11 protein-coding genes are annotated in these 13,675 nt (G+C 71.8%); 10 read left to right on the forward strand and 1 reads right to left on the reverse strand.

The window, feature by feature from the left end:
- Positions 1-96: 96 nt before the first annotated feature.
- Positions 97-3,042: an AfsR/SARP family transcriptional regulator gene (locus ABT360_RS06280; RefSeq protein WP_351811541.1), complete on the reverse strand. Its 2,946-nt coding sequence runs from the start codon at positions 3,040-3,042 to the stop codon at positions 97-99.
- A 154-nt stretch (positions 3,043-3,196) separates the two neighbouring features.
- Here ABT360_RS06280 and ABT360_RS06285 point away from each other — a divergent pair, with 154 nt between their 5' ends.
- From ABT360_RS06285 to ABT360_RS06330, 10 genes are all read left to right on the forward strand, one after another.
- Positions 3,197-4,423, forward strand: a complete 1,227-nt coding sequence (locus tag ABT360_RS06285) for an amidohydrolase family protein (RefSeq protein WP_351811544.1) — start codon at positions 3,197-3,199, stop codon at positions 4,421-4,423.
- A 139-nt stretch (positions 4,424-4,562) separates the two neighbouring features.
- Positions 4,563-4,715 carry a pentapeptide repeat-containing protein gene (locus ABT360_RS06290; protein ID WP_351811547.1) on the forward strand — a complete coding sequence of 51 codons (153 nt, stop codon included), beginning with the start codon at positions 4,563-4,565 and terminating at the stop codon, positions 4,713-4,715.
- Entirely contained in the window at positions 4,670-4,843 is a 174-nt protein-coding gene (locus tag ABT360_RS06295) for a pentapeptide repeat-containing protein (RefSeq protein ID WP_351811550.1), read from the forward strand. The genes ABT360_RS06290 and ABT360_RS06295 overlap by 46 nt, the downstream gene beginning before the upstream one ends.
- Before the next feature lie 72 nt (positions 4,844-4,915).
- Entirely contained in the window at positions 4,916-5,329 is a 414-nt protein-coding gene (locus ABT360_RS06300) for a PaaI family thioesterase (protein ID WP_351811553.1), read from the forward strand.
- 86 nt (positions 5,330-5,415) lie between these two features.
- Positions 5,416-6,336, forward strand: coding sequence for an LLM class F420-dependent oxidoreductase (locus ABT360_RS06305; protein ID WP_351811556.1), 921 nt, complete (start codon positions 5,416-5,418; stop codon positions 6,334-6,336).
- A gap of 16 nt (positions 6,337-6,352) precedes the next feature.
- The gene (locus ABT360_RS06310; RefSeq protein ID WP_351811559.1) at positions 6,353-7,114 is read left to right on the forward strand and encodes an SDR family NAD(P)-dependent oxidoreductase; all 762 of its coding nucleotides are present in this window, start codon (positions 6,353-6,355) and stop codon (positions 7,112-7,114) included.
- Positions 7,115-7,217: 103 nt separating this feature from the next.
- A complete protein-coding gene (locus ABT360_RS06315; protein ID WP_351811562.1) occupies positions 7,218-8,345 on the forward strand; it encodes an LLM class flavin-dependent oxidoreductase in 1,128 nt (375 codons plus the stop codon).
- Between the two features lie 328 nt (positions 8,346-8,673).
- Positions 8,674-10,404 (forward strand): N-acyl-D-amino-acid deacylase family protein, encoded by a 1,731-nt coding sequence (locus ABT360_RS06320; protein WP_351811565.1) that lies wholly within the window; start codon positions 8,674-8,676, stop codon positions 10,402-10,404.
- A complete protein-coding gene (locus ABT360_RS06325; RefSeq protein WP_351811567.1) occupies positions 10,401-11,846 on the forward strand; it encodes an aldehyde dehydrogenase family protein in 1,446 nt (481 codons plus the stop codon). The genes ABT360_RS06320 and ABT360_RS06325 overlap by 4 nt, the downstream gene beginning before the upstream one ends.
- A gap of 215 nt (positions 11,847-12,061) precedes the next feature.
- Positions 12,062-13,615, forward strand: a complete 1,554-nt coding sequence (locus ABT360_RS06330; protein WP_351811571.1) for an APC family permease — start codon at positions 12,062-12,064, stop codon at positions 13,613-13,615.
- Positions 13,616-13,675 lie beyond the last annotated feature (60 nt).

Raw genomic sequence — 13,675 nt, forward strand, 5'->3', positions numbered from 1 at the left:
GGCCCGACGATCCGTGTGCCCCCCGACGCGACGGACCGTTGGGTAAGAGAGTGCCGGGTCGGCATAAACAAACGCTGAACGCCGACGTCACCACGCTCAGGCGGCCGCCGACGGGGCCAGCAGGGCCCGTACCTCGGTGACCTCCGAAACGTCCGACTCCTGGTAGAGCGCCAGCGCCTCCTGCCAGCAGGCCCGAGCCCGGTCGCTCTGGCCGAGGGCGTCGAGCGCCTTGCCGAGGACGGTCAGCGAATTGCCGCGCATGCGGTCACCGCCGATGCAGCCCATCGCGAGCGCCTGCTCGGCATGTTGGGCCGCGTGGGCCGGACGCCGGGACTTCAGCTGCGCCTCCGCGATACGGAAGTGCGTGGCGCCTTCCCAGAGCCGCTGTCGGTTCTTGGCGAAGATGCGCAGGGCTTCGAACAGTTCCTTCAGCGCCTCCGCGTTGCGGTTGGCGTGGGTGAGCGCGACCCCCAGCGCGTACCGGCCGTTGGCGAGCCGCAACGCGAGATCCATGCGGTCGTAGATCTCGATGCCCTGCCGTGCCAGTTCGATGGCCGTCGCGGTGCGACCGGTGAGCAGGTGCAACCGGGAAAGGTTGCACAGAGCGCTCGCGGCACCCGGGAGGTTGCCGTCCGCACGGGAACCCTCCACCGCCTTGGTCAGGTGCTCCTCGGCGTCCTGGTGCCGGCCGCGTATGGCGGCGATGATGCCCCGGTCGTTGTCCGCCCAGTACACCGGCGTCGCGTCACCCACCTCGACGGCCAGGGCCCGTGCCGTACGGGCCTCCTCGTCGGCCTCGTCGTAGCGGCCCGCCACCAGGTGGACGTTGGTGAGCGTCGTACGGGCACGGGCCTCGGCACGGGCGTCGTCCGCGGCACGGGCCGCCTCGCGGGCGGCCACGGCAGCCGCCTCGTACTGCTTGGAGTTCGCGCCCGACTCCGCGAGGTCCTTCGCCGCCCACAGCAGGTCCACCGCGCGGCGCAGGCCGGAGCCGTTCGCGGCCTGGCGCGCGCACGCGAGGAGGCAGTTGGCCTCCGTGTACAGCCAGTCCAGCGCCTGGTGGCGGTCGGAGAAGGCCGGACCCTCGTATGCGGTGGGCTCCAAGTGGTCCACCAGGCGGTCCCCCGGGCGCTCGATCGCGTACACCCGCGCCGCCGTCGACAGGTAGAAGTCCAGCAGCCGCGACAGCGCCGACTCCCGTTCCGACGGGGGCTGTTCGTCGCGGTCGGCGCATGCACGCGCGTAGAGGCGGACCAGGTCGTGGTAGCGGTAGCGGCCGGGGGCGGCGGACTCCAGGAGGGAGGTGTCGACCAGGGACTCCAGGAGGTCCTCGGCGTCGTGGAGGGGAAGGTCCAGGACGGCCGCCGCGGCGGCGAGCGAGATGTCGGGGCCGTCGGCGAGACCCAGGAGGCGGAACGCACGGGCCTGTGCCGGTTCCAGCTGGCCGTAGCCGAGCTCGAAGGTCGCCTTGACGGCGAGGTCGCCCGCCTGGAGCTCGTCCAGGCGGCGCCGTTCGTCGGCGAGCTTGGCCGCGAGGACCGAGACCGTCCAGGTGCGGCGCGCCGCCAGACGGGAAGCGGCGATACGGATGGCGAGGGGCAGGAAGCCGCACGCGGCGACCACGTCGAGGGCCGCCTCCCGCTCCGCCTGCACCCGCTCGGCGCCCACGATCCGGGTGAAGAGCTGGAGCGCCTCCTCCGGTGACATCACGTCCAGGTCCACGAGGTGCGCGCCGGCCAGGTCGACCATCCGGACGCGGCTCGTGACCAGCGCGGCGCACCCCTCCGTGCCGGGCAGCAGCGGCCGCACCTGGGCGGCGTCCCGGGCGTTGTCCAGCAGGACCAGCACCCGCCGCCCGGCGAGCGTCGACCGGTACAGGGCGGCCCGCTCGTCCAGGGTGTCGGGGATGGCCGAGTCCTGGGTGCCCAGCGCCCGCAGGAAGGCCCCCAGGACCGTCTCGGGCTCCGCGGCCCGCGCCCCGGTGCCCTGGAGGTCCACGTACAGCTGCCCGTCCGGGAAGCGCGGGCGCGCCGCGTGCGCGACGTGCACCGCGAGCGTCGTCTTGCCGACCCCGCCGATGCCCGCGAGCGCCGACACGGCCATCACCGAGCCCTCGGCCGTGGCCAGCCGGTCGATCAGCTCCCGTACGAACGCCGCCCTCCCCGTGAAGTCCGGCACCGTGGCGGGCAACTGCGCCGGGCGGGACACGGCGGGTGCGGGGGACGGCTCCTCAGCCGGGCAGGCCAGCTCGGCGTCCGCCCGGAGGATGCGCTGCTGGAGCCGCGCCAGCTCCGGGCACGGGTCGACGCCCAGCTCGTCGGCGAGGAGCCGGCGCGTGTCGGCGTACACGGCGAGCGCCTCCGCCTGCCGCCCGCTGCGGTACAACGCCAGCATCAGCAGTTCCCGCAGCCGCTCGCGCAGCGGATGCGCCGCGGTCAGGGCCGTCAGCTCGGACACCGCCTCCGCGTGGTGGCCGCACTCCAGGTCCAGGTCCAGCCGGGTCTCCAGCAGTTGCAGCCGCCACTCCTCCAGGCGGGCGCGCTGGGTCTCGGCGTACGGGCCGGGGACGGACGCGAGGGCCTCGCCGTCCCACAGGCCCAGCGACTTGTCGATCAGCACCCGGGCCTGGTTCCGGTCGCCGCCCGCCCGGGCCTTCTCCGCCTCGGCGGCCAGCTCCTGCGCGACGTTCAGGTCGAGGGCGTCGGCGCGGCCCCGGATCGCGTACCCGCCCGACTGGCTGACCACCACGCCAGCCGGGAGGACCTTGCGCAGCCGTGAGGCGTACGTCCGTACCGCCGCGAGGGCCTGGGAGGGCGGTTCGTCGCCCCAGATCGCGTCGATCAGCTCGGCGGCCGTCGCCGTGCGCCCGTCGCGCAGCAGGAGCGCGGCCAGCAGGGCCCGCTGCTGCGGCGACCCGGACGGCAGGGCTTCGCCGTCGCGCCAGGCACGTACCGGGCCGAGCACGCCGAAGCGCAGATCGCTCTCCGCGCCGTCGTGCGGGGCGCGCTGCTCCGGCACTCGCGGCCCGTCTTCACGGTCCATAGCTCCCCCTGCCCGTACCGCTGGTCTCGCCCCCGACAGTCTGCCTTGTCGATGGCGTTTGCGTCAGCAGTGGGTGACGCTCTGCACAAGGTCGTGACACGATCTGCCGCGGAAGGACCTGACGGGTCGTCAGTTCGGCGCTACGGTGCTGTGCATGGAGACCTTCCCGAAGATCATCTCGGTGGACGACCACACGGTGGAACCGCCGCACGTCTGGCAGGACCGGCTCCCTTCGAAGTACCGGGACACCGGTCCGCGCGTCGTCCGGGCGCCCCTGAAGGACATGACCTTCCTGGGTGGGAAGTTCGCCCCGGTGATGGGGGAGAAGGGCGACGACGGCCCCGTCGGGGACTGGTGGGTGTACGAGGACCTCCACCGCCCCCTCACCCGTCTCGACACCGCCGTCGGCTACGACCGCGACGAGATACGGCTCGAAGTGATCACGTACGAGCAGATGCGGCCCGGCTCGTACAGCGTCCCGGAGCGCCTCGCCGACATGGACGCCAACCACGTCCAGTCCGCGCTGTGCTTCCCCACCTTCCCCCGCTTCTGCGGCCAGACCTTCACCGAGGCCTCCGACCGTGAGCTGGGCCTGCTCGGCGTACGGGCCTACAACGACTGGATGGTGGAGGAGTGGTGCGGCCCCGAGGCCCACGGCCGCCTCGTCCCGCTGACCCTGATCCCCCTGTGGGACGCCGAACTGGCCGCCGCCGAGGTGCGCCGCAACGCCGCCCGGGGCGTACGCGCCGTCGCCTTCTCCGAGATACCCCCGCACCTGGGGCTGCCGTCCATCCACACCGACGCCTGGGACCCCCTCCTCGCCGCGTGCGACGAGACCGGCACGGTCATCGCCATGCACATCGGCTCGTCGTCGAGGATGCCGTCGACCTCGGCGGACGCCCCGCCGGCCGTCGGCTCCACCATCACCTTCGCGAACTGCTGCTTCTCGATGACCGACTGGCTGATGAGCGGCAAGCTGGAACGCTTCCCCGGCCTGCGGATCATGTACGCCGAGGGGCAGATCGGCTGGATCCCCTACATCCTGGAGCGGGCGGACGTGGTGTGGGAGGAGAACCGCGGCTGGGGCGGGGTCGCCGACAAGGTCCACCGGCCGCCCTCCGAGGTGTTCGCCGAGCACGTCTACGGCTGCTTCTTCGACGACGCCTTCGGACTGCGGAACCTGGACGCCATCGGCGTCGGCAACGTCCTGTACGAGACGGACTACCCGCACTCCGACTCGACCTGGCCGAAGTCCCGCGAGGTCGGCGAGGCCCAGATGGGCCACCTGGCGCCGGACGTGGTCGAGCGGATCGTCCGCGGCAACGCGATCGAGCTGCTGGGCCTGACGGAGGACGGGCTGTGGCCGGGAGCCGCTGCCTGAGCCGTACGGGGCCGGCCTCCGGGCGGGGCGGCCACTCCGATGGGCCTGCCTGGATGCGGCGCGGGAACGGCCTGGGGAGACCGGCTCCGAACGGGGGGTCTTCGACCTGGAAGAGGCGGCTCATGCGCGTGATGATGATGTGCCGGATGGACACTTCCGGGGCGCCGACCTGCGCAAGGCCGGCTTCGACGGCGTCCGCCTCCGGGAGGCCGACCTGACCGCCGCCCGCCTGGAGGCGCGAGCCTCATGCGCTGTGACCTCTCCGGCGCGCTGCTCCACGGCGCCAAGCTGAGAGGTGCGGACCTGCGGGGCAGTGACCTGTCGTCGCTGGACCCGCTGACGGTGGAAGCGGCGGGCGCCAGGATCGACCTGGAGCAGGCGGCGGTCATCGCGATGGCGCTGGGGTTCGAGCTGGGGTGAGGGGCGGGCCGGTGTCGCGGGCGAAGGGGGGGGCAGGGTTTCGGCGGTGGGGCGCGGCGGCAGCATCCCGGCATGACTCTGACGCTCGCCGAGGCCGACAAGATCCTCGCCGACAATTTCGCCCCCTGGGTGCTGGAGCTCGGCCTGTCCGTGGTGGAGGCGGGTGAGGCGCACGCCGTGCTCCGGCTGCCGTGGGACGGGCGCCTTGCGCGGGAAGGGGGCGGGCTGTCGGGGCAGGCGCTGATGGCGGCCGCCGATACGGCCACGGTGATCGCGGTGTCCTCGGCGCGCGGGGCGTTCGTGCCCATGACCACGGTGCAGCAGTCCACCAGCTTCATGCGGGCGGTGGCCGGTGCCGACGTGCTGGTGGACGCGCGGATCACCAAGCTCGGCAGGCGGATGGCGTTCGCCGAGATCACCATGACCGCGGAGGGGGAGGGGGACCCGGCGGCACGGGCCTCCACGGTGTACGCGCTGCTCGGGTGAGGGCACGGCCCTTGCCTGATGGTGTGTCAGCCACGACGATGGGGGCGCCATAGCGAGCTGACGCAACGTCAGACAAGGAGTGGGGCATGGTCGCGTACGGGATGCAGCTGCCGGTCCAGTCGCAGAGCACCCTCTACGCCGAACCCTGGGAGGCGGGCGGTGGGCCGGAGGATCTGGCCGAGGTCGCCGGGGTCGCCGACCGGTGCGGGTTCGCGTACATCGCGGCCTGCGACCATGTGGCGATACCCCGCAGGCTCGCCGGGGCGATGAGCACCGTCTGGTACGACCCCGTCGCCACTCTCGCCCACCTCGCCGCGGTCACCCGGCGCGTGCGCCTGCTGAGCCATGTGGCGGTCGTCGGACTGCGGCATCCGCTCATCACCGCCAAGCAGTACGCCACGCTTGATCATTTGAGTGGCGGACGCCTGATCCTCGGGGTGGGCGCCGGGCATGTGCGGGAGGAGTTCGAGGCGCTCGGCGCCGACTTCGAGCGGCGGGGCGACGTCCTGGACGAGACGGTCGACGCGCTGAGGGCGGCACTGGGACCGGAGGAGTTCCCGGAGTTCCGCGGCGAGCGGTTCACCTTCGAGGGGCTCGGGCAGCGGCCCCGCCCGGTGCAGGAGCGCGTACCCGTCTGGATCGGCGGGTCTTCGCCCGCCGCCCTGCGGCGCGCCGCGCTCAAGGGGGACGGCTGGCTGCCGCAGGGCGACCCGCGTGACCGGCTGCCCGGGCAGATCGCGAAACTGCGGCGGCTGCGCGAGGAGGCCGGGATCGCGGAACCGCTCGTGATCGGCGCGATCACCGAGGCGCTGTACGTGGGGGACGCCGCCTGGGACGTCGGGCGGCGCACCCTCGGCGGCAAGCCGGACGCGCTCGCCGAGTCGCTGCGGGTGTACGGGGCGATGGGTGTGGACCAGATACAGGTGCGGTTCCGGTCCCGGAGCCGCACGGAGCTGACGGACCAGATGCGGGCCTTCGCGGAGGGCGTCGCGCCCCTGCTGGGCTGAGGAGCGGGAGGCCGGTATGGGGAAACTGGACGGGCGGGTGGTGCTCATCACGGGCGCGGCGCGCGGGCAGGGGGAGCAGGAGGCCCGGCTCTTCGTGGCGGAGGGGGCCAGGGTCGTCCTCGGGGACGTACTCGACGAGCCGGGGAGCGCGCTCGCCGAGGAACTGGGGGAGGACCGGGCGCTCTACGTCCACCTGGACGTCGGGCGGGAGGAGGACTGGGGCGCCGCCGTCGAGGCGGGGAAGAGTGCCTTCGGCGTGATCGACGGACTGGTCAACAACGCGGGCGTGCTGCGCTTCAACGAGCTCGTGTCCACACCGCTGGACGAGTTCATGCACGTCGTCCGGGTCAACCAGGTGGGCTGCTTCCTCGGGATACGGAGTGTGGCGCCCGAGATCGAGGCCGCCGGAGGGGGCACGATCGTCAACACCGCGTCGTACACCGCCCTGACCGGCATGGCGTACGTGGGTGCCTACGCCGCCACCAAGCACGCCGTCCTCGGACTGACCCGGGTCGCGGCGGTGGAACTGGGCGGCAAGGGCATCCGGGTCAACGCCGTGTGCCCGGGCGCCGTCGACACGCCCATGTCCAACCCCGAGGGCGCCGGCCCCGCCGCGTTCGACGAGCTGTACCGCAAGCTCGTGCCGCTGGGGCGGGCCGGGCGGCCGGAGGAGGTGGCGGCGCTGGCGCTCTTCCTGAGCTGCGCGGACTCGGCGTACATCACCGGGCAGCCGTTCGTCATCGACGGGGGGTGGCTGGCGGGGGTCAACGTCTTCTGAGTGTTTCTGATGCATCGTCAGATATTGACGGGGTGGGCGCCCGGTGGAACAGTCGACTGTCGTGAGCTGACGGTACGTCAGATGCAGAGGGATGGTGGACCCCTTGGAATTCGGGCTCTTCGTACAGGGATACGTGCCGGCCGAGCGGGCCCGGGCCGACCCGGAAGCAGAGCACAAGGCGCTGATGGAGGAGACGGAGTACGTCATCCAGGCGGACAGGTCCGGGTTCAAGTACGCCTGGGCCTCCGAGCACCACTTCCTGGAGGAGTACTCGCACCTGTCCGCCAACGACGTGTACCTGGGGTACCTGGCGCACGCGACGGAACGGATCCACCTGGGGTCCGGGATCTTCAATCCGCTCGCCCCGGTGAACCACCCGGTCAAGGTCGCCGAGAAGGTCGCCATGCTCGACCACCTGTCGGGCGGACGCTTCGAGTTCGGATCCGGGCGGGGAGCCGGGTCGCACGAGATCCTCGGGTTCATGCCGGGCATCACCGACATGAACCACACCAAGGAGATCTGGGAGGAGACGATCGCCGAGTTCCCCAAGATGTGGCTCCAGGACGAGTACGTCGGGTTCCAGGGCAAGCACTGGTCGCTGCCGCCCCGGAAGGTCCTGCCCAAGCCGTACGGGGGCGCGCACCCTGCCATGTGGTACGCGGCCGGGTCGCCTTCCTCGTACGCCATGGCGGGCAGGAAGGGGCTGGGGGTGCTCGGCTTCAGCGTGCAGAAGGTCGCCGACATGGAATGGGTCGTCGACTCGTACAAGACGGCGGTCAAGGACGCCGAGCCGGTCGGGGCGTTCGTGAACGACAACGTGATGGTGACGTCCACGGCGATCTGCGCGGAGACCCACGCGAAGGCGGTCGAGGTCGCGGTGGGCGGCGGGCTGAACTACCTCCAGTCGCTGCTGTTCCGCTACCACGACACGTTCCCGCGGCCGGAGGGGATACCGGAGTGGCCGGAGCTGCTGCCGGAGTACACCGAGGAGATCATCGAGCTGCTCATCGCGGAGGAGCTGATGATCTGCGGTGATCCCGACGAAGTGCTGGCGCAGTGCCGGCGCTGGGAGCGGGCGGGGGCGGACCAGCTGTCGTTCGGGCTGCCGATCGGGGTGTCGTACGAGGACACGATGACGACGATCCGGCTGATCGGGGAGCACGTGATCCCCGAGATCGACACGGATCCGGTGCACCGGACGTCCCGGTTCCGCCAGGCGGCGAGCGGCTGACGGTCGCGGGGCTGCCCGCCCCGGGGCCCGGAGGCGGGGGTGGGCGGCGACTGGCTGTTTGTGGGCATTCGTTCCGCAGGGCGGAACGGGTGGGCACAAACGGTCCGCGGACGAACGGGTTCGGGCCGGTGCGGCCACCGTCGGTGGGTGGGGGCGGAGCCCTGACGTGGGCCTGCGCCCGTTCGGCGCGGGAGCACCCAGAACGCGGGGCGGTGGCATCCCGGGCCACCGGCTCCGTGGAGGCCCCGGTCGGGGGGCGTGCGGCTGCGGCCGGCCGCGTCGCCTCCCGGTTGGGGCGCAGAAGGCGACGCAGCGAGAAGGGGACGTCATGCTTGACCATCTGATCAAGGGCGCCGATCTCGTCGACGGCACCGGCGCCCCGGCACGCAAGGCCGACATCGGGGTGCGGGACGGGCGCATCGCGGTCGTTGCCGGGCCGGGCAGTGTCGCCGAGGCGGCCAGGAGCAGCGAGGACGCCACCGGGCTGGTCCTCGCGCCCGGGTTCGTCGACCCGCACACCCACTACGATGCCCAGCTGTTCTGGGACCCGTACGCCACGCCGTCGATGAGCCACGGGGTCACCACGGTGGTGGGAGGGAACTGCGGGTTCACCCTGGCTCCGCTGCGTCCCGAGGACGCCGACTACACCCGGCGCATGATGTCCAAGGTGGAGGGGATGGCGCTCAAGGCGCTGGAGGAGGGCGTCGACTGGAGCTGGCACGGCTTCGGCGAGTACCTGGACGCCCTGGAGGGCCGCGTCGCCGTGAACGCCGGATTCATGGTGGGGCACTGCGCCCTGCGGCGGTATGTGATGGGGGCGGACGCCGTGGGGGGACGGCCCACGGGTGAGCAGCTGCGGGAGATGGTGGGGCTGCTGCACGAGGCCATGGACGCGGGCGCCTGGGGGCTGTCGACGACCCAGTCGTCCACGCATTCGGACGGGGACGGCAGGCCCGTGGCGTCCCGGCACGCCGGGCCCGAGGAGCTGCTGGCGCTGTGCGGGGCGGTCGGTGAGCACGAGGGGACGCAGATCGAGGCCATCGTGGCGGGGTGCCTGGATCAGTTCGCGGACGCGGAGATCGACCTGCTGGTGGAGATGAGCGTCGCCGCGGGGCGGCCGCTCAACTGGAACGTGCTCACCATCGACGCGGCCGTTCCCGAGCGGGTGCCCCGGCAGTTGCTCGCGAGTGAGCGGGCGCGGAAGGCGGGCGGGCGGATCGTGGCGCTGACGATGCCGATCCTGACGCCGATGAACATGTCGCTGGGGACGTTCTGCGCGCTGAACCTGATCCCTGGGTGGGGTGATGTGCTGGGGCTGCCCGTGGACGAGCGGATCGCCAGGCTCAGGGACCCCGCGGTGCGGGCGGAGATGCTGCGGCGGGCGGAGGCGAAGGAGGCCGGGGTCTTCCGGCGGCTGGCGGATTTCGGGCGGTATGTCGTCGGCGACACGTACAGCCCGGAGAACGCGGGGCTGACGGGGAGGGTGGTGCGGGAGATCGCGGCGGAGCGGGGGCAGGATCCGTTCGCGTGCCTTGTCGATATCTGTGCGCGGGACCGGCTGCGTACGGTGCTGTGGCCCATGCCGCCGGACAACGATCCCGCGTCGTGGGCGCTGCGCCGCGAGACGTGGGAGCACGAGGACGTCCTGCTCGGCGGTTCGGACGCGGGCGCCCACCTGGACCGGATGTGCGGGGCGCCGTACACGACGCGGTTCCTCGGCGACTGTCTGCGGGGGCGGAAGCTGGTGGGGCTGGAGCGGGCGGTGCGGATGCTCACCGACGATCCGGCGCGGCTGTTCGGGCTGCGGGGGCGGGGCCGGGTGGCCGAGGGGTACTGGGCGGATCTGGTGCTGTTCGATCCCGAGCGGATCGATGCCGGGCCCGCGTCGCTGGTGCACGACCTGCCGGGCGACAGCCCGCGGCTGGACTCGCGCGCGGTCGGGATCGTCTCGGTGCGGGTCAATGGCGTGGAGACGGTACGGGAGGACCAGGTCACCGGTGCGGTGCCGGGAAAGGTGCTGCGGTCGGGGCGGGACACGAGGACGGTGCCGACCAGGTGAGGCTGTTCATAGGGGGCGCATGGGTCGAGCCGGAGCGAGGGCACTACGAGGTGATCGACCCGGCCACGGAAGCGGTCGTCGGCCTCGCACCCGAGGCGAGCCGGCGCCAGGCGCACGAGGCGGCCGCGGCCGCGAAGGAGGCCTTCGACGCCTGGTCGCGGACGAAGCCGGAGGAGCGGGCGGCGATGCTGGACCGGGCGGCCGAGGTCGTCGCCCGTGACGCGGAGGCGCACACCCGCCTGGCGCGGGCCGAGAGCGGTGCGACGACCGGCACGGCGCGCGCCATGCAGGTCGCGGTCGCCGTCGCCCGCTTCCGCCGGTACGCCAGGGGCGCCCTGGAACCGGTGGAGCAGCCCCTGCCGCCGCAGATCAGCGGGGCGGGCCCGATGGGACCGGCCTCGGTCCTCGGGGCGGTCACGGTGCGCCGCCCCGTCGGTGTGGTCACGTGCATCACCTCGTACAACAACCCCTGGGCCAACCCGGCGGGCAAGATCGCCCCGGCGCTCGCGATGGGCAACACGGTGGTGGTGAAGCCGGCGCCGCAGGATCCGCTGTCGGTGTACGCGCTGGCCCGGGCGCTGGAGGAGGCCGGGGTGCCGCCGGGGGTGGTCAATGTGGTCACGGGGTCGGGGACGGAGGTGGGGGAGGCGGCCGTGGACGCGCCGGACGTCGACATGGTGAGTTTCACCGGTTCGACGGCGGTGGGCCGGCGTATCGGCGAGGTGTGCGGGCGGGAGGTGAAGCGGCAGCTGATGGAGCTGGGCGGCAAGGGCGCGGCACTGGTGTTCGACGACGCCGACCTGGACGCGGCCGTCCGGGGCATCGGCACCACGTTCTCCTTCTACAGCGGCCAGATCTGTACGGCTCCGACCCGGGTCCTGGCACAGCGCGGGGTGTACGAGCGCCTGGTGGAGCGGCTGACCGGCTACCTGGGCCATATGGAGGTGGGGGATCCGGCCGCCCCGGGGACGGTCGTCGGGCCGGTGATCTCGGCCGCGCACCGGGACCGGGTGGAGGCGTACGTCGAGCTGGGGCGGCAGGAGGGGGCCCGGGTCATCAGGCGCGGGACGCCGCCGGAGTACGGGAAGGGCTTCTACGTCGCTCCGGCGCTCCTGGTCGACTGCGCCCCCGGCATGCGGGTCGTACGGGAGGAGATCTTCGGGCCGGTCGTGGTGGTCGTGCCGTTCGAGGACGAGGACGAGGGCGTCGCGCTGGCCAACGACAGCGACTACGGCCTGATCGACTACGTCTGGACCGGTGATGTGGCGCGCGGGTTCCGTGTGGCGGGCCGGCTGCGGGCGGGCGGGGTCGGGGTGAACACGGTCGGACGCAACATGGAGGCGCCGTTCGGAGGGTTCAAGAAGAGCGGTGTGGGCCGCGATTGCGGGTCCTACGCGCTGCACGCGTACAGCGAGCCGCAGGCGCTCGTCTGGCCCGGCTGAAAACAGCGCGGGAAAATTTGGAAACGGGCAAACCGGACACTGCTGCGGTTCCCGTATATCGAACGCTGTGGATTTCACCTACCAATCGGTCGGCGTGGGTCGGAGGAGATCTTTCATTCGTTGCCAGGAGGTGGCCTTGCCCCCTGCAATGAAAGGCAAAGATCGCGGAGTTCCTTCTTCCGGATGTGGAAACCGCAGCGCCTAACGTCCTTCCTATGACTCAGGTGGAAGCGCGGCCCCAGGCCGGAGACACGGTAATGAGCGACTCCCAAGGGGGCGTACGCAAGAAGGGGCTCGGCGACAACTCGGTCGGGCTCATGGGTGGCGCCGTCATCGGCGTGTCCACGGTCGCCCCCGTCTACTGCCTCACGGCCACACTCGGCCCCACGGTCAGTGAGGTCGGGCTGCAGATGCCGGCGATCTTTCTCGCCGGGTTCCTGCCGATGCTCCTGGTGGCGTTCGCCTACCGTGAGCTGAACCGCGCGGTGCCGGACTGCGGTACGTCCTTCACCTGGTCGGTGAAGGCGTTCGGGCCGCGTGTCGGGTGGATGTGCGGCTGGGGCCTGCTGGTGGCCACCATCGTGGTGCTCTCCAACCTCGCGGGTGTCGCCACCTCTTACTTCTACCTGCTCCTCGGTGAGGTCACCGGCAGCGAATCGATCGCCGCCCTCGACGGCAACAAGGCCGCGCACATCGCCACCACCCTCGCCTTCATCGCGGTCGCCACGGCCATCAGCTACCGGGGCATCACCGCCACCAAGTGGGTCCAGTACGCCCTGGTCGGTCTCCAGCTCACCGTCCTGGTGATCTTCGCCTTCATGGCGATCACCAAGGCGGACGAGGTCGCCGGGTCGCTCGACTTCTCCTGGTCCTGGATGAACCCCTTCGGCGTGGAGTCCTTCGCCGCCTTCACCGCGGGCCTGTCCCTGTCGATCTTCATCTACTGGGGCTGGGACGCCTGCCTGTCCATCAACGAGGAGAGCACCGGCAGCGCCCGGACGCCCGGCCGCGCCGCCATGCTCGCCATGGTCGTGATCGTCGCCTCGTACCTGATGATCGCCATCGCCTCCCAGATGTACGCCGGCATCGGCGACAAGGGCACCGGCCTCGGCAACCCCGACACCGCGGACAACGTGTTCGCCGTGCTCGCCGAACCGGTCATGGGCTCCGGCCTCGGCGTCCTGCTCTTCCTCGCCGTCGTCGCCTCCGCCGCAGCGAGCCTGCAGACCACCTTCATCCCGGTGGCGCGTACCGCCCTGGCCATGAGCACCTACCAGGCGATGCCGGCCTCGTTCGCCAAGATCCACCCCCGCTTCAAGACCCCCGGCCGGGCCACCGTCATCGCGGGCGTCGCCACCGGAGCCTTCTACGCGGTGATGTCGCTGGTCAGCGAGAACGTCCTCATCGACACCATCTACGCGCTCGGCCTGATGATCTGCTTCTACTACGCGATCACCGCCTTCGCCTGCGTCTGGTTCTTCCGCCGCGAGCTGCGCCGCTCGGTGCGCGACCTGGCCGTCAAGGGGATCTTCCCGGGCCTCGGCGGCCTGATGCTCACGGCCGTCTTCGGCCAGACGCTGTACGACATCTGGGACCCGGCCTACGGCAGCGGTTCGTCGGTGTTCGGCATCGGCTCGGTCTTCGTGATCGGTGTGGGCCTGCTGCTGCTCGGCGTGGTGATCATGCTGGTGATGCAGCGCCGCAGCCCGGAGTTCTTCCGCGGTGAGGTCCTCACGAAGGAGACGCCGGCCCTGGTCGTCGCCGACTGACGCACACACCTGAGCCGGAAGGGCGGGCACCGTGGGACGGCACGGTGCCCGCCCTTCCGT

Origin of the sequence: Streptomyces sp. NPDC000229 (assembly GCF_040300825.1) — a bacterium.
Taxonomy (GTDB): domain Bacteria; phylum Actinomycetota; class Actinomycetes; order Streptomycetales; family Streptomycetaceae; genus Streptomyces.